General features: G+C 62.7%; 15 protein-coding genes. 9 read left to right on the forward strand and 6 right to left on the reverse strand.

What is annotated here, in order from left to right; genetic code table 11:
* Positions 1-82 precede the first annotated feature (82 nt).
* The 5 genes from K8I61_02205 (at position 83) to K8I61_02225 (ending at position 6,763) form a co-directional block, all read left to right on the forward strand.
* Entirely contained in the window at positions 83-1,660 is a 1,578-nt protein-coding gene (locus tag K8I61_02205) for a hypothetical protein (protein ID MBZ0270821.1), read from the forward strand.
* Between the two features lie 545 nt (positions 1,661-2,205).
* Positions 2,206-2,457 (forward strand): hypothetical protein, encoded by a 252-nt coding sequence (locus tag K8I61_02210; protein MBZ0270822.1) that lies wholly within the window; start codon positions 2,206-2,208, stop codon positions 2,455-2,457.
* Between the two features lie 171 nt (positions 2,458-2,628).
* Positions 2,629-4,848, forward strand: coding sequence for a response regulator (locus K8I61_02215; protein MBZ0270823.1), 2,220 nt, complete (start codon positions 2,629-2,631; stop codon positions 4,846-4,848).
* A gap of 9 nt (positions 4,849-4,857) precedes the next feature.
* The gene (locus K8I61_02220; protein MBZ0270824.1) at positions 4,858-5,640 is read left to right on the forward strand and encodes a ComF family protein; all 783 of its coding nucleotides are present in this window, start codon (positions 4,858-4,860) and stop codon (positions 5,638-5,640) included.
* Between the two features lie 418 nt (positions 5,641-6,058).
* Positions 6,059-6,763, forward strand: coding sequence for a TetR/AcrR family transcriptional regulator (locus tag K8I61_02225; GenBank protein MBZ0270825.1), 705 nt, complete (start codon positions 6,059-6,061; stop codon positions 6,761-6,763).
* 137 nt (positions 6,764-6,900) lie between these two features.
* Here K8I61_02225 and K8I61_02230 read toward each other — a convergent pair whose 3' ends face one another.
* Positions 6,901-8,004, reverse strand: a complete 1,104-nt coding sequence (locus K8I61_02230; protein ID MBZ0270826.1) for a hypothetical protein — start codon at positions 8,002-8,004, stop codon at positions 6,901-6,903.
* Positions 8,005-8,160: 156 nt separating this feature from the next.
* Here K8I61_02230 and K8I61_02235 point away from each other — a divergent pair, with 156 nt between their 5' ends.
* On the forward strand, positions 8,161-9,339 hold the full coding sequence (locus tag K8I61_02235; GenBank protein MBZ0270827.1) for an 8-amino-7-oxononanoate synthase: 1,179 nt from the start codon (positions 8,161-8,163) through the stop codon (positions 9,337-9,339).
* A 324-nt stretch (positions 9,340-9,663) separates the two neighbouring features.
* Here the strand turns inward: K8I61_02235 and K8I61_02240 are convergent, their stop codons facing one another.
* Positions 9,664-11,958: a hypothetical protein gene (locus K8I61_02240; protein ID MBZ0270828.1), complete on the reverse strand. Its 2,295-nt coding sequence runs from the start codon at positions 11,956-11,958 to the stop codon at positions 9,664-9,666.
* Positions 11,955-13,139 (reverse strand): GNAT family N-acetyltransferase, encoded by a 1,185-nt coding sequence (locus K8I61_02245; protein MBZ0270829.1) that lies wholly within the window; start codon positions 13,137-13,139, stop codon positions 11,955-11,957. The genes K8I61_02240 and K8I61_02245 overlap by 4 nt, the downstream gene beginning before the upstream one ends.
* A 14-nt stretch (positions 13,140-13,153) precedes the next feature.
* On the opposite strand from K8I61_02245, the gene mtnA reads away from it, so the two are divergent.
* Positions 13,154-14,374 carry an S-methyl-5-thioribose-1-phosphate isomerase gene (gene mtnA / locus K8I61_02250; GenBank protein MBZ0270830.1) on the forward strand — a complete coding sequence of 407 codons (1,221 nt, stop codon included), beginning with the start codon at positions 13,154-13,156 and terminating at the stop codon, positions 14,372-14,374.
* Positions 14,375-14,458: 84 nt separating this feature from the next.
* On the opposite strand, the gene K8I61_02255 is transcribed toward mtnA, so the two are convergent.
* From K8I61_02255 to K8I61_02265, 3 genes are all read right to left on the reverse strand, one after another.
* Positions 14,459-15,232 (reverse strand): hypothetical protein, encoded by a 774-nt coding sequence (locus tag K8I61_02255; GenBank protein ID MBZ0270831.1) that lies wholly within the window; start codon positions 15,230-15,232, stop codon positions 14,459-14,461.
* Between the two features lie 560 nt (positions 15,233-15,792).
* Positions 15,793-16,581, reverse strand: a complete 789-nt coding sequence (locus K8I61_02260; GenBank protein MBZ0270832.1) for a hypothetical protein — start codon at positions 16,579-16,581, stop codon at positions 15,793-15,795.
* A gap of 133 nt (positions 16,582-16,714) precedes the next feature.
* On the reverse strand, positions 16,715-17,380 hold the full coding sequence (locus tag K8I61_02265) for a hypothetical protein (GenBank protein ID MBZ0270833.1): 666 nt from the start codon (positions 17,378-17,380) through the stop codon (positions 16,715-16,717).
* A gap of 430 nt (positions 17,381-17,810) precedes the next feature.
* Here K8I61_02265 and glgB point away from each other — a divergent pair, with 430 nt between their 5' ends.
* On the forward strand, positions 17,811-19,712 hold the full coding sequence (gene glgB, locus K8I61_02270) for a 1,4-alpha-glucan branching protein GlgB (protein MBZ0270834.1): 1,902 nt from the start codon (positions 17,811-17,813) through the stop codon (positions 19,710-19,712).
* A gap of 237 nt (positions 19,713-19,949) precedes the next feature.
* Positions 19,950-21,596 (forward strand): hypothetical protein, encoded by a 1,647-nt coding sequence (locus K8I61_02275; protein MBZ0270835.1) that lies wholly within the window; start codon positions 19,950-19,952, stop codon positions 21,594-21,596.
* The last annotated feature ends 45 nt before the right edge of the window (positions 21,597-21,641 follow it).

The following is a 21,641-nucleotide window of genomic DNA, read 5'->3' on the forward strand; positions in this document are numbered from 1 at the left end:
CGCACATCACCCGGACATCCGTTCTCTCCTCGCTCGGCAAAATGCGGTAAGATTCACCCGAAAAATCGGGAGGGGCGGGAACGTGAGAAACGCAGCCGATCCGAAATCCGCGTTGCGGGCGAATTCGCGGACGCCGAAAGAACGTCAAAAATCGGTGCGCGAAAGTCGGTGCTTGTCCCATTTTCCCCAAGTTCTATTGGGATTTTTTATAGTTTATCGCATGTTGGCCGTCGCCGCAAACGCCGAATTCCTTTTACCAAACAATCCGAATTGGGATTTTGACGGAGGATATGATTGTGCTTTCTTATATGGAGGGTTCGACCTGAATGGGGACGATTTCGAAGATCTCGTCATTGATTGTGGCGATAGATTGCTAATTTTTTTTGGGTCAACTGAAGGTTTAACCAGTGATTATAATTATGACATATTTCTACAATCCGCGCATGGCAGCTACGCTATTATTGGGAGCGATTTAAATAACGACGGGTATGATGATTTAGTAGTGCCCAATCCAGGCTGGAATCTATTGCATGACAACAATGGAGCAGCTGGCCGCGTCGTTATATTGTATGGAGATTCGCTTCAAATTGAATCAGCAACGATTCTCACGGGCGATGCCAGTCGTCGGAATTATGGCCAAGTCGTCGCCGACAATATTGACGTTAACGGAGACGGTTTTGGCGATTTAATCATTCAGTATCAGTCTCTCGAAGGCACGCGCACCGACGCAGAAAAAGTCGTCGTCCAAGCTTCTTATCATGGCACCAATGCGGGCGTTTCCAACACACCTTCTTGGATATATTCGTACGATGATTGTGATGCACTATGGGCGCAGATTACTCCCTTGGGCGACTTCAACAACGATGGATACGACGACATAGCAATTACTTGTGGACTTGCCAATCCTGCAGAGATTTTATTTTTCCTAGGATCGCAATACGGCTTACCTCAATCACCAAATGTTATTATAAATAGTGACAATCAATATTTCCATGATTGGCTATCCGTGTTCCACCTCGGCGACGTTAATGGCGATGGCGTTGATGACCTAGCGAGCACCGACTCAGATATTATTTATATATTTTACGGGAATAATTTGAGATTCGACGACCTCTCATACTCCAAAACCTTAAATCTATTCTCCGATGACGGCTCTCCAGTTGGACCTGCCACATTATTTTACAGCAATCGAAGTAATTCCACGAATTTTAATGGCGATATATTTGACGACTTAATAGTAACTTGGCTTAATGATAAAGATCTGGTGCCGTATCTCGGATACATCACCGGCTCTGCGTCCGGCATTCAAAATGATATTTCTTGGTCCGCTCTTATTAGTGATCCGCAGCAACTTGCCATTTCGAATGCAGCCAGTGGCGACGTTAACGGAGACGGATCCGATGACTTGCACTATGTCGGTATTTACTACTCGGAGTTTATACCGGGTGAAATATACTTTTGGGTATTCGGCTATGAGTCAGGAAACGTTTCTAATTCTACCACAACTACGACTACTTCCACAACCGTCCAGTCGAATACGACAACGACGCAACCAACAGATGGCAACAGCGACAACGGGGCCGATCGATTATTTTACGGCGAAGGTAAAAACGAAGATGATGACGAAGAATCCAATATAGGATGCGGATGTTCATTCTAGATCATGCTAATCATTCGCGCAATCCTCGGATGGGCCATTGAGATTTTTACGCAATTCGCAGAAATTGAGTACACCATGAAACACAGACGTGCCATACAAATCTTCGTTATAGTTTGGAGAACCATCAGGATATTTTGTTTTTCCCGGCCATGTCGAAACCGCACGGCTGAACCACAAAACATCTGTTTCGTCACTTTGCAGATCGCGTTTTTCACGTAGCATAAAATATAGGGGACAGTCACCTATTTTTGCTTTACCTTCGGTCTTCCGATGGGCATTGGTCGGAGTCGGCGGTTGACGGTAGATTCGAGTTTGGAGAGTAGGGAATCGGACGCGAGGGGTCGTCCGGTGTGCGTACAAAGGCGCCCTTGCGATGTGTTCGGTGTCTTCGTGTTCGTTGAGACAGGCTTTCCCAGCGTGGCGGCGGATCGGCGCGCCCATTCGCGTTTTTTTACGGGGACGCATTCGAAACCGTGGGCTGCTCGGAGGCGACGTTCGATCCCGCAATCTCCGCGCTTCGCTGCCTGAGTGTCGATAAGACCGGCTTGCCTTTAAACAACGATAGCGACGTTTCGTCCGGCGGGCCGTACAACGGCGAGGGGACCAACCCCGACTCGCCGGTGTTTTTCGCCTTCAACCTCACGCCCGGCGCATACGAACTGACGATCGACGCCGATGCGAACGCGCTCGTCCACGAAATCGGCGACCTCCCCGCCGGCTCGGTCGCCGTCGCGCCCGTGGTCTATCCCGAAAGCGTCTACGCGACGAATCCCACCGGGACGTGGTGCACGGAGTAGGCGAGGAATCAAGGCGCCAACAATTTTGGCACGAAGCAACGATTTGCATCAGGCCAAGCTGTTGCGCGCTCCAAGCGCGGCTGCCTATAATGCGCCCCTTCGCGCCCGGATTGTCGAGACAGGGGGCCCGGTTGGCGGTCTTGGTGCGACGTGCCGAACAAGTGGGGGAATATGCCGCCGAGAATCCTGGTCGTGGACGACGACCGCAACATCGGTCAAATCCTGCATGCGTCGTTTTCCGCGAAGGGCTATGAAGTCTTCACCGCGCGGAACGGCGAGGATGCCCTGACCGAATTCGCCAAGGTCCGTCCCGACCTGGTCCTGCTCGACGTCCTGCTTCCAAAGATGAACGGCTGGGAGGTTTGCAGCCGGCTGAAGGCGACGCCCGAGGGCCGCATCACGCCCATTGTCCTCATGAGCGCCGTTTACAAGACCCCCAAAATGCAGCTCGAGGCCAAGAACAAATACGGCGCCGACGAGTTCGTCGAAAAGCCGTTCCAGCTTTCGCGCCTCATGGATCTGGTCAACCGCTTCCTGGCCAGCCGCGACCAGACCCCCCTGCCGCGGGAAATCGATGCCGCCGGGGAACCCGTGATGCCGGCCGAGGTCGAACGCCCGGAATTGCCGCCCGTCGTGCTCGAGGGCGAACTGGCGTCCGTCCCGTTTCCCGAACTCCTTCACGACCTCTACGTGCTCAACAAGTCCGGCCGCCTGACGGTGCGTTCGGACGGCAAGGAAAAGCGCATCGACGTGATGAGCGGCTACCCCGTTTCCGTCACGACGAACATCGAGGACGAGTTTTTCGGAAACTACCTCGTTCGCCAGCACGTGGTCACCGAGGAGCAGCGCGACGAGGCGGTCTCGCGCATGCAAAAAAGCGGACGCCTGATCGGAACCGTCCTCATCGAAATGGACGCGATGTCCCCGCAGCAGGTCGTCAACTACCTGCGCATGCAGGTGCGCGACAAGCTGTTCGAAATTTTCTCCTGGTCGGCCGGCACCTATCGTTTCGCCGAGGACAACAGCGTCACCGGCGATATCCAGAACGTCGATATGTCGGTCGCGAACATCATCAACGAGGGCATCCGCCGCCACTACCGCTTCGACCGCCTGGAACCGATCATCGAGGGCTACGCCGACAAGTTCCTGCATCTGGGCGCCGACCGGCGTTACCGCTTTCAGGACCTCGACCTGACGCCCACCGAATCGCAGCTTCTGGCCAGCATCGACGGCACGCGCACGGTCCGCGATCTCATGAGCGTCACGCCGCTGCCGGTCGAGCGATCGTACCAGATTGTCTACACACTGATCGTCAGCGGAATGGTCGAGACCGTCCTGGAATCAAGGGAGGAGCCGCAAACGCGCTTTTTCACGCGCGCGGAAGTGGACGACCAGGACGCACAGCTACTGGCCGAATCCATGACGCAACCGGTCTCCGCGGCCGACGTGCTCGCGCAAGAGGTTTCCGAGGCGCAGGCGCCGGCGGCCGACTCGCCCGCGGCGGCGGACGCCGGCGGCGACATGACACCGCCCGAAGGCAAGCCGATCACCTCGTTTCCCTCGCATGTTCGCGAATCTGAACGCGCCGGCGACGAGGCAAAAACGCGCGAGCGCGTCATCAGGTTCTACGAAAAGCTCGCGGACGCGAGCGATTTTCAGGTTCTCGGCGTCGGCGACAATCCGACCGAACACGAGGTTCGCGTCTCGTATCATCGGCTCGCCAAGGAATTCCACCCCGACCGCTTTTTCGGAAAGTCGAGCCCGGAAATCAAGGCGAAGGTCGAGGACATCTTCCGCGCGGTCAGCGACGCGTACGATCGGCTGAACACGCAGGAAAAGATCATCCAGTACAAAAGCGAACTGGCGGGCGGCAAGACGAAAGAAGATCAAGCCGGCGATCGCGTCAGCGGCGTGCGGCGCGTCATCATGGCCGAACAGCGGTTCCAGGCCGGCCTGCAATTCCTGAAAGACAAGCGTTTCACGCGCGCCTCCCATGCCTTCCGCGAGTCGCTCGAGGTTTCGCCGAACGAACCCGAATACGTCGCGTATTACGGGTGGGCGCTTTATAACATCCCCTTCGAGAAGGACCCCGACGAGGAGGAGATGACGCTGCGTCCCAAGGACTCCATGGCCGACCTGCAGTTCGAGGCCCGCGAGTCGCTGAACCGCGCCATCTCCATCAACCCGCGAACGGAAAAGGCGTACCTCTTCCTCGGCGCGATCTACAAACAGCAGGGCCTCGCCGAGTTCGCCGAAAAGCAGTACGAAAAGGCGCTGATCTGCAACCCCAATTCCATCGAGGCGCTGCGCGAGCTTCGTCTCATCAAGCTCAAGGAACAGCAGAGCAAGCAGAAAAAGCGCGGCCTGTTCGATCGTTTCCTCAAACGCTGACCCTCCGCCGTGCGGCCGGCCCCCCTTCTCTATCGCGAATCCCCGATCCGGCGCGCCCTGCGCGGGGTGCTCGACGCTGTCATGCCGCCCGTTTGCGCGTTTTGCGGGAGGCTCGCCGGCGGCGGGCACGCCTCGCTTTGCGTCGAATGCCGCGCGGCACTGCGCCCGGTGGCGCCGCCGTTTTGCCGCGCGTGTGGTTGGCCGTTCGAGGGCGGCACGGGCGATCGCCCCTGCGGCGAGTGCATCGTCTCGCCGCCCGCGTTTGATGTCGCCCGCGCGGCGTGGCGATACGAAGGACCCCTGCGTGAGGCGCTGATCGCGTTCAAGTTCCGCCGCCGCGTCGCTTGCGCTCCGCCGCTGGCGTCGCTTCTGGCCGACGCGCTGCCGCTCGGTCTCGATCCGCGCGAATACGATTTCGTCTGCCCCGTCCCGTTGCATCCCCGGCGGCTGCGCGAACGCGGTTTCAATCAGTCCCTCCTTCTCGCGCGGCGCCTGACCGCGGCCACGGGCTTGCCGCTGCGGCGCGATACGCTTGTCCGCACGCGGCCCACCGTGCCGCAGGTGGGGCTGCCGCGAAAGGCGCGACGCGAAAACGTGCGCATGGCGTTCGAGGCGGCGCGTCCCATCCCCGAAGGCGCGCGCGTGCTGCTGGTCGACGACGTCATCACGACGGGTGCCACCGTGTCCGCGTGCGCCGCGGCGCTCAAGCGTGCGGGCGCATCGGTCGTCGACGCGGCGGCCGTCGCGCGCGTCATCGGCCCGGAACCCGGCCCGGCGCATCCTTTCATCTGATTCCGTCCCCCATCCTGTTCCCAATCCCGATTCCGTTCGCGTTCCCGTCCCCAATACGGTTGGAACCGCGACCGTGAGGGCGCGGGTACGCAAACCCGCGCTGACCTCCGCATTCGATTTCCGGATACAGGCTCCGAAAATCAAACAAGTCACCGCGCCGTTTCGAACGACACAACGACCCCTTCTGTCGCATCAGGGGCGTAATTCCGTGGTATTCGACGGGCCACGCGCCGTGGCACCGCGGTTGCAGTTATTGACGGCAATCGCCAGCCGGGCGCCCACGGCAGGCAAGAAAATCAACGAGGAGGCTCGCATGGCTGTCTACACGCAGCCGCGCCCGTCGATTTGGCGCCCGCAATTTTTACCGGATCACGCAAGCCGAATGAGCGACAAAGCACGCCAGCGACGGGAAGACCTGATGAAATCCGCGATACGCGTTTTTGCACACCGTGGATACAAAAACACGACGGTCCACGATCTGCAGACCGAAATGGGGATGAGCCGCAGCGCTTTCTATCAATACTTCGTCAACAAATACGGCGTGGTGGACGAGATGCTGACGCAGCTTCTGCAATGCCTGGCCGACGAAGCCGGGCGCATCGCGCTCACCGAAACGCGCGTCGATCCGCGCGAGCGCGTTCGCGTGACGCTGTCGCGCGTGCTGCGCATCCTGCTGTCCGAGCGCGACCTCATGCGCGTGCTGGTGTCCGCGCCCATCGACGGCGACGCGCGCTTGCGCGAGCGCGCCGACCGTTTTTTCCACGACTTCCGCATCGTCGTGTTTCGGCAACTCGTCGCCGGGCGCGACCTCGGCGCGATTCGCGAACTGCATATCGAGATCGCCTCCTACGCGGTACTTGGCGCCGTGAAGGAGGCAATGAACTGGTTTCTGGAAGGCGAAAGCCGCGACGAAAGCCCGCGCGTCGGCCAGCTCGCATCGGCGCTCATGGCCATTCTCGGCGACGGGCTATTCGTTGCGCCGCGCGCTTTGGCGCCCGCGGCCGCCCGCGGCGAATCGGCGGCCGGCGCCGCCGAAAAATCCGTGCTCGCGTCCGCCGAACCGGATCGCGTCGCGGCCAACGGCTCGCCGCCGCACGTGGCGGCGCCGGAGAAAAAGCGATGATGCCGGCTCCGCGCCGGCAACCGCCCGAGCCCGTCCCTGGCTTCGCGCAAGGCGCGGAAGGATCAAGGTCAACGCGCGGACGCTCGCCATCTGGGCGCTTCGCGCCGTCGACGAACCTCGATCCTCAAATCTCGGACTTATCCGCCCGGCGACAAAATCGGCAACACCAATTCCGACTCGTCCACGCCTTCCACCGCCGCCGAGACAAGCGGCGCGTCGGGCGCGTCGCCAACGCGTTTGATGGCTGCGGCTACGTCGAACGCCGCGATGGCGTCCTCCCGATAACGCACCGGGTACCGATCGCGGCGCAGCGCGAACGCGAGTTCCTTGCGCACCCGCGCGCGCTTGCGTTCGGTGGCCCGGGTTCGCGCATCCTCCTTCGCCTCGGCAAACGGCTTGTCGAACTCCTCCGGATGATCCGAGTAATATGCCTCGGCTTCGACCGAGGTCGCCACGACGTTCGTCCCCGTGATCTTCTCGGCCGTGATGTGCCCGAGCAGATTCGTCTCCGCCACGAAGCGTCGCGTCTTGAACTCCGGCGTCTTGTCGCGTTTATTTGCGACCGCTTCGAGCTGCCAAAGTTCCTGCTCCAGGTACAGACGCCCAAGATAGCGCCGCCCCGGCGCGGACCCGACCAGTTCGCGCAACGGTTTGGGCAGGGTTTTGATCCACTCGATGAATTCATTCATTTCCAGGTCGAACGCCCTCCCGGCGATCACCGGCGCCGAGCCTTCGAGATCGAGCGGATTCTTTTCGAGCGTGTCGTCGTGGATCGTGACCTCGTATTCCTGCGAAAGCGCCGCGACACGCTCTTTCAACGCTTCCCGAAACGCCGCTGCGTCGGCGCCTTCCGGCAAACCGCGAAAGACGGCGTCCTTGGCCATGTCGATAAGAATGATCTTCGAGGCGACATCCATTGCCTCGTGAAAGGCGGGCGAGTTCTGCAACCCGCGCCGCCGCCCTTCCTTGGCGTAGGCAACAAGGTCGATCTGCGTTTCGAGAATTTCTTTCAGGCCGTCCTCGGTTCTTGCTTCCTTCAAGCCCGTTTCCGGAAGCGCGGCGATGACGTAGGCCAGATGATCGCGCGTGATCTTGTGATCCGAAATGGTCGCCAGCGTGGGGTCGGCGGGATCGTCCGGCGGCGGCTTGGCCGCGTGCCGGGGACGGCACGCCGAAACCGATGCGGCGAACATGACGGCGACGCAAACCGCCGCGGAAAGGCAAGACAATTTTCGGAACATGATGGGGCGTTTTCCCGTCAAGGCTCGGATTCGATTCATGGCGTTGCGTGGACGAATGACGCCACGGAAGCGGCGAGGATACGGGCAAGCCGCCGCGCATTTCAAGCGCGCCGCCGCGCGATGACATCCCGGCGACACGCCGCTATTGTTCGCCCCATGCGAATCGACGATCGCATCGACGACATCCTTCGCGCGATCGACGCCGCCGGCCGGCGGCGATCGCTGCTTCCGATCGAAGGTGCGGCGGGGCCGTGGATCCGCGTCGCGGGGCGCGATCTCGTCAACTTCTGCGGCAACGACTACCTCGGTCTCGCGCACGATCAGCGCGTCATCGACGCGGCGGCGCGCGCGGCGGAGATCCACGGCGCGGGCGCGGGCGCGAGCCGTCTCGTCACCGGCAATCCCGCCGGATACGAGGAACTGGAAAGCGCCCTCGCCGGCTTCGTCGGCAAGGACGCCGCGCTACTTTTCGGGTCCGGCTGGCACGCGAACACCGGCCTTCTACCCGCGCTTGCCGGCGCGGGCGACGTCATTTTTTCCGATGATCTCAATCACGCGAGCATCATCGACGGAGCGCGCCTTTCGCGCGCGAAGTGCATCGTCTACCGCCATGCGGACCTCGACGACCTGGAAAACAAGCTGAAAGACGAGCGTGCCCGCGCGCGCTCCGCCATCGTTGTCACCGAGTCCATTTTTTCGATGGACGGCGACGCGCCCGATCTTGCCGCCATCGCCGGACTATGCGGGCGTCACGACGCCGCGCTCGTGGTCGACGAGGCGCACGCCCTTGGCGTGACGAACGATGGCCGCGGGCGCGTCGCCGGGCTGGGGCTTTCCGGCGCGGTCTTCGCGGTCGTCGGCACCTTCGGAAAGGCGCTCGGATCGTTCGGCGCGTTTGTCGCGGGGAACGCGCGGCTGCGCGAACTCTTGATCAACACCGCCCGGCCCGCAATTTTTTCGACCGCGTTGCCGCCGCCGGCCGTCGGCGCGGCGCGCGAGGCTCTGCGCATTCTGGCCGATGAAGGCGAACCGCTCGTTTCGCGCCTGCGCGAAAATTCGGTCGCCATGGCGCGTTGGGCGCGCGCGGCGGGATTCGAGACGCCGGATCCGCCGGGCGCAATTATGTCGATCGTTCTCGTCGAGGAGGCGCGCGCGGTCGCGGCCGAATCCGCGCTGGCCGACGCGGGCGTCCTCGCCCGCTCCATCCGACCGCCGACGGTCCCGCCCGGCACGAGCCGTTTGCGTTTGACGGCTTGCGCCGCGCACGCCGACGGCGATATCAGCCGCCTGGGCCGTGCCCTGCGCACCATCAAGGGGGCGCCCAACGAAACGTAGTTGAATCGCCAAACAACCGCCGCTTTGCGATGTCGGTGCCGCGAGCGCCAGCCAGCGGTCCGCCACGAACCGCCACACCGCGCCGCCGCGTCAAAAGGCGCGTTGCGATGTCGGTGGCCGCGAGCGCCAGCGAGCGGGCTCGTGGCGCCACCGGCAGAGGCGTTCTTCACCGCGACGTTGCAGCCCGCGCACTTCGCCGCCTGCGGCGACTTCGTTTGCGGACTCCGAGGCTGAACTGGTGTTCGCCGTTCCCGGGGAAATCGCTGCGCCGCTCGCGGGCGATTGGCCCGGCCGAACGGGTGTTCGGCGGACCCAGGGAAAGCGCTACCCCTCGTCCGCGGGATAAACCGCGGCGGCCAGACCGTAGGCGGCCAGGCCCGCGAGCGTCGCCGCGGTGAAGCCGAACGACATCGCCAGAACTATCGCCGCCACCGAGCCCAGCACGGACGCCGCGGAATTGACCGCGAACATCCACGGCACCGTCTCGTCTTCATTGACCGCGCGCACGCCGAGCGGAAACGGCATGCCCATCAGGAATCCCAGCGGGAAAAGCAGCAAAACGGTGATGAACGCGCGCTGCGCGACAGGCAACCCGAGCGTCGCGGCGAACACGCGCGGCGAACCGGCGCGCAATAGCAGCGCCGCGCCGATCAGCAGCACAACGACGACAACAAGCGACAAACGCGGTTTTCGCTTGCCGAGGAACGACGACGCGCCCGAACCCGCCGCGCTCGACGCCAAAAGCGTCGCCAGGAACACCGCGAGCGTCAGCGTCGGGTGGCCCAGGTAAAGGATGAACGACTGCATCACCGCGATCTCGAGTACGAGATAACCGACGCCGATCGCCGCGAAAAACAACGCCGCGCGCAGGTGGCCGGAAAGCAACAGGCGATGCCGGCGGATGACGACAAGAGGCCCCAGCATCAGCAGCGCAACAAAGGCCGACGCGATGCCGAACAGGGCGAAAACGATGAGCAGACCGACATTGCGGATCTTCGCGCTCCACGCCAGCTTGAACGATTCGGCCAGGTCCGACAGACGCAGCGTGTTGAAAAAGAACGGCCGGTTGTCGGTCGGCGGCGCAAGATCGAGGTGCTGCGCGCGAAGCCAATCGGCCAGCACCGGCGCGCGCAGCATCTGCTTGATGGCGGCCAGTCCCGTCTCGGTGTACGGGGAGTAGAGAATCTCAAGGCCGAGCGCCAAGGCATCGGCGTGCAATTCGTGGATGTCGTCGAGCGTGAAGGGCGTGTTGCGGATCATCACGTTCGCGAACTTGTCGTTCGTGGCGACGAAGACGCAATTTTCCGGCGAATCCACGCCGCGCTCCTCGAGCACCGCGCGGCCGAGCGCCGCCATGCGCAGCACGTATTCCGGCGCGTCGCGCCAGCGCTTCACGGCGAGCATGCCGCGCGGCGTCAGGTGGTCGAAGTACTCGTGAAACGCTTCCTTGGTGAACAGGTAGTTTTCCGTCAGCGCGAACGCACCCCCGGCGGTCGCGGCCCAGGTGTCCACAAGCGTGAAGTTGATGACGTCGAATTTCTTTGGCGCGCGCGCGATATACGAGCGCCCCTCCGCGAGCACCACGTCCACGTTCGGCGCCTGAAAAAGCCCGCCCGCCATGGACGCGAACTCCTGCTCGACCATGCCGATGATGATCGGGTTCATCTCCACGCCAAGCACGTGCCGCGCGCCGGCCGCGAGAGCGGTCAGGATGTGCTCGCCGCCGCCGGAGCCGACCACCAGCACGTCCTCGTTTTCGAGAAACTCGTACGGCAGGCGCTGCAGGTTCGCGTCCGGCGTCTGCGTCGCCTGGGCGTCGCCCGTGTACGGCGTGACCGGCGTGTGCGCGACGCCATCGATCTCGAGCATGATGTCGCCGATCTGGGGCCGGTGGTACGCGATGACGCGCGAGAACGTGTTCCAGCGCACGACGATCGGATCCGGCTCGTCGTTGCCCTTGGAGTGATGGATTGTCAGAAATCCCGTGGCCGAATGGACGCCGATGATCGAGGCGAGCACGAGTGCCGCGCCGGCGAGCGAATACGTCTCCTCGCGCGGGGCGATACCGGCGCACGCGACCAGCCCGCCCGCGATCGCGACGAGCGCCGTGCCAAGCAGCGCCGCCTCGCCGCCAAGGACATCCAGAAGGAATATCGTCGCGACGCACCCCGCCGCCGCGCCCGCGAGGTCGGAAAGGTAGATCGCGCCGATGCGGTCGGCGCCGCGCGAAAAGACAAGGCCAAGGAAAAACCCGGCGCCCGCGAACGGCGCGGACGCGGCAAGAAAGACGACGGACATCTTCGCGAGGAAGGCGACGGAAAGATCCATGTCGCCGAGCTTCATCGTGCGCAGCAGGGCGACGACGGCGATCTGCGAAAGCGCCATGACGACCGCCGCGCGCCCGAGGTGCCGTGGCATTTCGCCGGCGCGGATGCGTGAGCCGAACAGGTGCAGCGCAAGCGCGCCGAGCCCGAGGCCGAACAGGCACACGCTGATGGCGAGAAACGCGAAGTGATACCACATCACCACGCTGAACACGCGCGTGAGGATGATCTCGGTCGCCAGCACCGCGGCGGCGACAAGGAAGGTCGCGACAAGCGTGCGGAATGGGTGCGTCAACGGCGTCCTCGCTCGATCACGCGCTTGAGCGTGCGGCGCACGGCCGGGTCGGTGTTGATGAACGCGCGCGCGAAAAACCGCATGGCGGCAATCGTACGGCCCGACAGGAATTGCACAAGCCGCCGCGATCCGTTCGACCAGTGCAGCTTGTACTCCGCCTCGCCGCGCAGGAATTCGTACCGTTTCGCGCCTCGCGCGCACGCGTCCTGAAGCGAAAACGAAAGCGCCGCGTAACCGAGGTTGTATTTCGGATAGTTCGACGATCCGCCCTGCTGATAGAGGTAGTACCGGTTGCCGGCGTGGATCGCGTAGGTCACGAACGCGGGCTCGCCGTCGATGTCGAGAAACCCGAGCCGCAACTCGCCGCGCGAAAGCGCGCCCGCCGCGTACTCGCGATGAAACGCGCGCATCGCGTCCGTGGCAAATGCCTCGCTGCCGCCCTCGGCTTTCCAGCGCTCTTCGTGCAATTCGAACAGGCGCGTCATCGCGGCGGGCAGCGTGGCGGGGTCCTCGTGATAGCGATGCCCGATCTTGTGATACACACCGATCTGCTTCACCTTCTTGCGCGCGTTGTAGCGGCTCTTTTTCGAGAGCGTATCTAGGTAGGCGTCGTAGCCGCCCGGCAGGTCCGCGTACGGCGCGCCGTACAGCACGCGATAGCGCGAAACGCGCCCGGACATTGCCGCGTATTGCAGCGCCTCAAGCCCCGGCGTCTCGTCGTCCGCGTCGGCCAGATCGAGGATGTCCCAATCGCCGGCGTCGCGCGAAAGAAATCCGTATAGCGCGGACCACACCTCGTCCACGCGCCCGTTGGCCGCGATAAAGCCGAGAAGGTCCGAGCAGTTTTCGCCGTTGCCGAGGCCTTGTAGCACGCGATAGGCCCCGCCGCGCGTTGCGATCGGAACGCGCACGTCACCGACCATCTCGCGCTCGAGTTCGCGCGCGGTCATCGTGCGCCGGTACATCGGCGCGAGGCCGACAAGCCGGCCGTCCTCGTCGCGCGCGATCGCGAGGCGCAGCATATGGCCCGCGCCGTAATGCCGCCACCACGCGCGACACCAGGCGTGCGAGGAAAAAAGCGGGTCCGCGGGCGAATCGGCCAGCAGCGACGCCCACTCGCCAGCCAGACGGTCGAAGCCCGCGTCGTCCTCGACGAGATCGAAGCTCAGCGGCCCCGCCACGCACACCTCCATGAATGCGGCGAAAAAGTCCGGCCCGTATCTATCGGCAGCAAGGGCAACGTGGTGAATCTTATAGTCGCGCGCGCGGGAAATGTCGAAGGCCTGGGCACGGAATATGTTGTCCATCCCGTCCATCCTGTCCATATTGTCCATGTCCGCGGCACATCACGCCGCGAAATTGGGGGAGCCGACCGTTGGTCAAGACAATCGAATGGAACGACGGCGACGTGGTGATGATCGATCAGCGCGCGCTGCCGGACGAGGAAATCTATCTCGCCTGCAAGAACACGGACGAGGTCGCGGACGCGATCCGCACGCTCGCGGTCCGCGGCGCGCCGGCGATCGGCATCGCCGCGGCGTACGGCCTCGCGCAGGCCGTCGTGCGCGGGCCGGACGATCCGGCGAAATTGCGCGAAACCTTCGACGCGGCGGCGGCGCTTCTCGCCTCCACGCGGCCGACCGCCGTCAACCTGTTCTGGGCGATCGAACGCATGACGCGCCGTTACGCCGGGACGATCGGTGACGGCCCCGACGCGGCGCGCGAGGCGCTCATCGACGAGGCGCGCGCGATCCACGAGGAAGATATTGCGGCCTGCCGGCGCATGGGCGCGTTCGGCGCCAAATTCGTGCCCGACGGCGCGACGATCCTGACCTACTGCAACGCCGGCGCGCTCGCGACCGGCGGCTACGGCACGGCGCTCGGCGTCGTGCGCGCGGCGGCCGAGGCGGGGAAGAAGGTGCGCGTGTTCGCCTGCGAGACGCGCCCGCTTCTGCAGGGCGCGCGGCTGACCGCGTTCGAGCTTGCCGCGGACGGCATCGATGTGACGATCATCCCGGATAACGCGGCCGGGCACATCATGTCGCGCGGCGGAGTCGACCTCGTGGTCACCGGCGCGGATCGCATCGCGGCGAATGGCGACGTGGCCAACAAGATCGGCACGTACACCGTGGCGGTGCTCGCGCGCGAAAACGGCGTGCCGTTCTACGTCGCAGCGCCGCTGTCGACGATCGACCCGGCCACGAAAGGCGGCGCGGACATCCCCATCGAGGAGCGTGCGCAGGACGAGGTGACGAACGTGCGCGGCCGGCTTGTCATCGCGCCGAAAGGCGTCGCCGCGCGGAACCCCGCGTTTGATGTCACCCCCGCACGCTTCGTGCGCGCGATCTTCACCGAGCGCGGCGTCGCCGAGCCGCCGTCGGAGGCGAGCATCCGGAAGCTGGTGGAGACGTCGTAGGGGCGCGATTCATCGCGCCAGGGTTTTCACCGCGAAGGCGCTAAGGACGCTGAGAAGGTTCGGTCGTTCGGGTGAAACGCCAGATCAGCAATTGAAAAACCCGCCGTTGCCATCGTCGTCGTCATCGTCGTCCGCGGAATCGTTGTTGCTCGAATCGTCGTCGCCGGAAGCCGCGGCATCGTCGTCATCGTCATAGTCGGACATTTCATCGTCGTCCGCGGAATCGTCATCGGGCGTATCGTCGTCGGATGCGTCGTCGTCAACCGCGTCGTCGTCTGGGTCGCGAGGCAAGGAAAAATTACCGGTCGACCACGGTCCAAGGTACGACCATGCGGTAAATTCAAATTTTCGCCCCGGAAGACTGTCGGTCGTCGCGTAGAACAAAAACGTCTGCTTCTCGCCTTCGCGAACGTCACCGCCGGTCGAGGAGTCGTAGGGCACGTATTCCCAGCGGATCGCGGGCGGATCGTAAGACAGGGAATTGATCCAGTCGCCTTCGCCATGCAACGAAGGGGGATTAATCGCGTCGCCCGGCTGAAGAAGCCACCGGTCCGGCGCCAATAAGTTGACCGCGTCGATCCAATTGCCGTTTCCCATCGGGCTCGTGTTTTCGACTTCGAATTCAAACAAATAACGTGTGTCTGGCTTGATTTGCGGCGGCGACGCGATCGCGGCCGCAACCGTAAACCCTTCCGGGGGCAGCCAATCCGGCCAGTCGCCAACGCACTCGTAGTAATCGCATGGTAATTCGAAAAACGAGGTCATCGACGCTTCAAGGGTGCACGCGAAGTAGTTGAGAAAATCGTCGGGATTACAATGGGCGGAAGCTTCTCCGTAATTCGTTTCGTAGTTCACCATGGCGAAATCACGACAAGTCATATCGTCAACGTCAAAAATCGTTTCAATGTTTGGATACAAGGGCGCGCCGACACTGAGGAGAAACATGTCGAACGCGACGCGAGTGCAGTCTGTCCGTGCCAAATCGGTCTCACACCAGGCATAAAACGCTAAAAACGACGTTAAAGCCCAAGTCGCTCTTTCGGCGTCCGGTATGGGGACAAACGCCCAGTATCGCCCTGCACAAGACAGACCTGGATTCGCTTTCGCGTCGGCAGGCGTACTAACGTTCTTTTCGGCGAATACGTCCGAGAGTCTGGAAATTTCCGATATTTGGGGGAACCGCTCAATCGACGCAATAACTGGAACGGATATCAAGGACGAAAAAGCGACGAGAAGCCGTAGCACCAAGTAGCGACTCATGGCCACCCTCGATCATTGCAACGACGTCACACTATACCCCTCCCTTGGGTTCTGCCAGCGAATTCTATCGCCGCGACAATGCGACGAGCACGGATGAGGGACCCATGCCTTGTTTCCGAAAGACCTTCGCGTTCTTTCCGCCTTCGCGGTGAATCCCCTCAGCAGAGATTCATGCAGTCGATCGCCGTGTCGATGTCGCCCGGGCAGTAGGTGTCGGCGCAGATTTCGTAGCACGACCACGGATGGCCGGTTTTGCCGCAGACCTTCATCATTTCGGCCTCGAAGATCTGGTAGTCCGTGCCGTTGATGACGAACCCGATGCCGCAGTCGTAAATCTTGTCGACGGAAACCGTGCAGCCGCCCGTGGGCTCCACGTCGAGGCAGGCATTGAAGCAATCGACCTCGCAGGTCGTCTGCGCGCAGTCGTCAAAACAGCTCCACGTGGGGCTCGTCGTTTTGGCGAATTGCGCCAGCCAGGTTTCGAGCTCCTCGCACCAGTCCTGGTGATAAGCCGCGTCCTCGCCGCCGAATCCCACCAGGCAGCCGTTCACCATGTCGTCGGCGATTTCCGCGCACGTGGCGGGGGAGAGATCGTCGTCCGACACGTCGTCATCCGTCGCGTCGTCGTCGGAGGCGTCGTCATCGGCCCCATCGTCGTCCACGGCATCGTCATCCAGCGCGTCGTCATCATCGACGGCGTCGTCATCGTCCGCGCCGTCGTCGTCATCGCCCAGGTCGTCGTCATCGTCATCGTCGTCCGCGCCGTCATCGTCGTCGTCATCGTCGTCGTCGTCGCCGCCGATGCCGCCGGGACCGGGAAACTCGTCGTCGATCTCGTCGTCCTCGTCGTCGTCGTCCCCGCCCCCACCGACGCAGGCGATCAACGCGCTCGATGCAACGAACGCGATCGAAATCATCAGCGTCAACCACACGAAACGCGCGCTCATGGCGTATCCCCCGATGTGCCCCATTCCGACTGTGCAATTTAGCGGAATTTTCGCGTTTCGCCCAACACCGCGGGCGTATGGCCGGTCCGTCGCGCAACGCCGCGGCTCCAGGCATAACGCAGGCGCGCCTTGATTAATCCGGATCCCAGCACCATTCGTCGATGCAGTCTTCGACCGTATCGCAGGAGTCTCCATTCAAGGCGCAACCCGCGAGGCACTCCATGAACAAATCCTGCTGCCAGCACCCGTCCTCGGCTTGGTCGCGGTCAAACGGCCAACTCGGCCAGGGCGACTCCCAGCCGCAATCGTCAAAAAGGATCTCCATGGCCGTGTCGCACGGAATATCCTCACCGACTCCCGCATATTCCAGGATGCAGTCGTTCACGCACCATCCCAGGTCGCCGCAATTATCGGATGCCCACGCGCAATCGACCATGCAAAGGATCATCTCCTCACCGGATTCGCACAACTCGACCCACTGCTCGGGAGTCACTTCGTGCGCGCCGGTAATCAAGGCGACGGTCTGGCATTCGACGACGATCTCCCAAACGCCGTCCCAGCAATAACCCGATCCGCCGGGCTCGGGCTGGTCCTCCGGTAGCGCGGCCGCGGCGTCGTCATTGTCATCCACCGCCGTTTCGTCACGCGACACGCCGTGGTCGCCGCCGTCGCACCCAATCGAAACGGCATGCGCGAATGCGAAAATCAGGGCGAAAACGGACAGCCTGGAAAGAACCTGCATGCGCAACTCCCGGTTCCGACCGACATCGCCGCGCACCCGCATGCCTTTTGCCGTCATTTTCAGATCCTGGCGTCTCGAGGTACACACCGTCCGTTGAAACGTTCCACGATCGCGTCGGCAAATGCGTCGCCACAGGACGCCTTGCCGGCGGAATTATCGCACCCCGCGTCCACCGACGCACGCGATCGACGCGCTCGATGCGACAAATGCGATCGACATCAACAGCGACATTCACGCGAAACGCGCGTTCAAACGCGATCTCCCCCATAACCCCATTCCAACGGGCGATTTATCCGCCGTTTCGCATTTCCGAACGAAGTCGTCGGGCAACACATAAAATCCGCGCGCCTCGTCGACCCACTCCGGCCGACAAACCGCTGAAAACCGTGCCCGCCGCCGCGTTTTTCCCGGTCGCGCGTTGTGTCGATGCGCGATTCGGTGCATTAAGGCACGTGGATTCACGCGCTCGATTCCGGCGATTTGTTTTATGAACGACCCGTCGTTTCTGACCGATTACGATCTGCACCTTTTCGGCGAGGGGAATTTTTACCGCTCGTACGAAAAGTTCGGCGCGCATGTCACGACGCGCGACGGCGTTCCGGGCACGCGATTCGCCGTCTGGGCGCCGAACGCGCGCGAGGTGTCGGTCATCGGCGATTTCAACGGCTGGCGCTGGGGCGCGACGCCGCTTTCCTCGCGCGGCGGCTCCGGCGTGTGGGACGGATTCGTCCCCGGCGTCGGCGCGGGCACGCTCTACAAATTCGGGATCAAGTCGAACGTCCACGATTTCGCGGCGGAGAAGATCGATCCCTACGCGACGTTGTTCGAGCTTCGGCCGAAGTCGGCGTGCGTCGTGTGGGATATTGCCGGGTATGGATGGACCGACGGCGAGTGGGCGGAGTGCCGCTGGCGGCGAAACGCCCTCGACGCGCCGATTTCGATATACGAGGTGCACATGGGCTCGTGGCGGCGCGTGCCGCACGAGGGCAACCGATGGATGACCTATCGCGAGATGGCGCAGGTGCTTCCGCCATACGTCGCGGAAATGGGATTCACGCACGTCGAGCTGCTGCCGATGACGGAGCACCCGTTCGACGGCTCCTGGGGCTATCAGACGATCGGCTATTTCGCGCCGACGTCGCGATTCGGCACGCCGCAGGATTTCATGCATCTCGTGAACGAGCTGCACCGCGCGGGGATCGGCGTCATCCTCGACTGGGTGCCGGCGCATTTTCCGCGTGACTGGCACGGCCTGGCGTATTTCGACGGCACGCACCTCTACGAGCACGCGGACCCGCGCCAGCGCGAGCACAAGGACTGGGGCACGTACATCTTCAATTATGGCCGCAACGAGGTGGGCAACTTCCTCATCTCGAGCGCGCTTTACTGGCTCGACAAGTTCCACATCGACGGCCTTCGCGTGGACGCCGTGGCGTCGATGCTCTACCTCGACTATTCGCGCAAGGCGGGCGAGTGGATCCCGAACCGCCACGGCGGGCGCGAGAACCTGGAGGCGATCGCGTTCGTCAAGCGGTTCAACGCGGCGGTGTTTCAGTATCACCCCGGCTGCACGACGTACGCGGAGGAATCGACGTCGTTTCCGGCGGTGTCGCGGCCGACGTACGTCGGGGGCCTGGGGTTCGGGTACAAGTGGAACATGGGGTGGATGCACGACACGTTGCAGTATTTTTCGCGCGATCCGATTCACCGCAAATTTCATCACGACAAGCTGACCTTCGCGATGATCTACGCGCACCACGAAAACTTCGTGCTGCCGTATTCGCATGACGAGGTCGTCCACGGCAAAGGTTCGATGCTCGGAAAGATGCCCGGCGACGGCTGGCAAAAGTTCGCGAACCTGCGCGCGCTTTACGGCTACATGTGGGGCTTTCAGGGCAAGAAGCTCCTGTTCATGGGCTGCGAGTTCGGACAGGGCGACGAGTGGAATCACGATGGCGAACTGCAATGGGGGCTCTTGCAATTCGACTTCCAGCGCGGACTGAAGGAGTGGGTGCGCCATCTGAATCACCTGCTCAAAAGCGAGCCCGCGCTCTGGCGCGATTTCGACGCCGGCGGATTTTCCTGGATCGACTGCAACGACACCGAGCAGTCCATCCTGTCGTTCCTGCGAACATCGCACGACGGCGCGCGGCAGGTGGCCGTCATCGGCAACTTCACGCCGGTCCCGCGTTTCGGCTATCGCATCGGGGTGCCGCGTGCCGGCTTCTGGCGCGAGGTGCTGAACAGCGATGCGCACGCCTACGGCGGAAGCGGCGCCGGCAACTGGGGCGGTGTCGCGGCCGAGCCCATCCCCATGCACGGTCACCCGTACTCGATTTCGCTCACGCTCCCGCCGCTTTCGACGGTGTTTCTCGCGCCGGAGGATTGAGGGATTCACGCGAAGGCGCATAGAGCGCGGAGGCCGGGAGCGCAGGCGGCCTGGCGGCGTAGCCTTGGCGAAGGCGGATCCCGCCTGTTTTGAGTGAAAAACCTCGCCATGAAAGTTCCGCTCTTTCCGGTTACGACTCACTTCCGCTAAAATCCCTATCCCGCTTCCTAGCGGCTTGGCATTTTTCAACGACCACGAACGCCGTTCGCAAAACGCGCGTTCGACCAAAGGACTCTCATGATGCGACTTGCGACCGCCACGCCGTGGCTTTTGGTGCTCATGCTTTTCGTCGCGGCGGCGCTGCCCGCGTGTTCGTGTGGCGACGATGACGACGATGACGACGATGACGCCGCGCCGGACGACGACACGTCGTTTGACGACGACGACGCCGACGACGACACAAGCGTCGATGACGACACGGACGATGACGCCGACGACGACACGTCCGATGACGACGCGGATGACGACACGTCCGACGACGATACGTTCGATGACGATACCGGCGATGACGATACGGGCGACGACGATTTCGCCGACGATTTCGTCGCGGACTGGCCGCAGTCGAACATCGAGCCGGACACCTACAACGAGGCGCCGGCCGCGGGCCCCATGCGCGAAAAGGCGATCGACTACGACGACTTCCACCTCGCGAACCATCAGCCCTGGTACGGCAGCACCGTCGGCACGACGAGCTACAGCGACGACACGCACACGACGATCACCGGCCACGGCGATTTCGGCGACAGCTCGATCTGGTCGGGCACGTACTTGTCGGGCCAGGCGTTCCGCTACCACGTCACCGGCGACGCGCAGGCAAAAACGAATGCGCTCAAGACCGCGTCCTCGCTGTCGCGCCATCTGCACGTCACGGGACGCACGGGCTTCATTGCGCGCTACGTGGCGCCGCAGGATCCGCTGATCTACCCGAGCGACGCGTGGTGCGAAGGCCGCGACCACTGCCACCACATCGAAACCGGCGAATACGCGGGCGACTGGTGGGAAGGCAACACGAGCCGCGACCAATACACCGGCTGGTTCTTCGGCATGGTGACCGCGTACGACCTCATCGACGATCAGGCGATGCGCGACCAGATCGCCGACGACGTGGCCGAGGTGCTCGACGAATTGATCGCCGAGGACTGGTGGATCACCGACGTGGACGGCGTCCCCACGACGGCCGGGCCGAACGTGCTGCCGTCGCAGCAGCTCACGTGGTCGCTCATCGGCTATCACATCACGGGCGAGGAGCGCTTCGCGGATGTCGTGCGTCACTGGGTCGAGGACTCGCGCCGCGGGTTCCTGCGCCTGATGAATATCTCGTTCATGAACCGCTACGCGCAGTTCTACGGCAACAACCTCGGCCACCAGAACATGTATTCGCTGCTGCGCCTGGGGAAGGTGTACCTGTCGCCGGACGACTACGCGAACATTCTCGACATGTTCGAGACGCAGACACACACGTTCAACCGCCTGGCGCACAATGCGTTTTTCAACACGATCTTCATGAGCCAGGGCGACTACAATCCGGCGGACACCGAATATCAGGATCAGCTCGAGGAGGACCTCGGCGATTTCCGCGATGCGCCGAACACCGTGTATTACGTCGATCCGACCGACCTGCCGATCGATCCGGTCTCCGTGCTGCTCGACAACCTGCAAACGCAGTATCCGTTCCTCGAGGAACTTTTCGGCAGCGTCGATCCACAGTCGATCGACGCGCACCCGGTGCTCGAGCAGTGCACCACGGACTTCCTGTGGCAGCGCAGCCCGTACCGGAACGAGCCTTGCGGATCGGACAACCCGCTCGTCACGCGGCCGGGCGTCGATTACATCACGGCCTACTGGATGGCGAGCTACCACAAGTTCCTGACCAAGGATCAATAGCGCGCGGCGCGCGATCGCGAAAACCAACGCGGCCCGGCTTGCGAT

It is taken from the genome of bacterium (genome assembly GCA_019912885.1).
GTDB lineage: Bacteria > Lernaellota > Lernaellaia > JACKCT01 > JACKCT01 > JAIOHV01.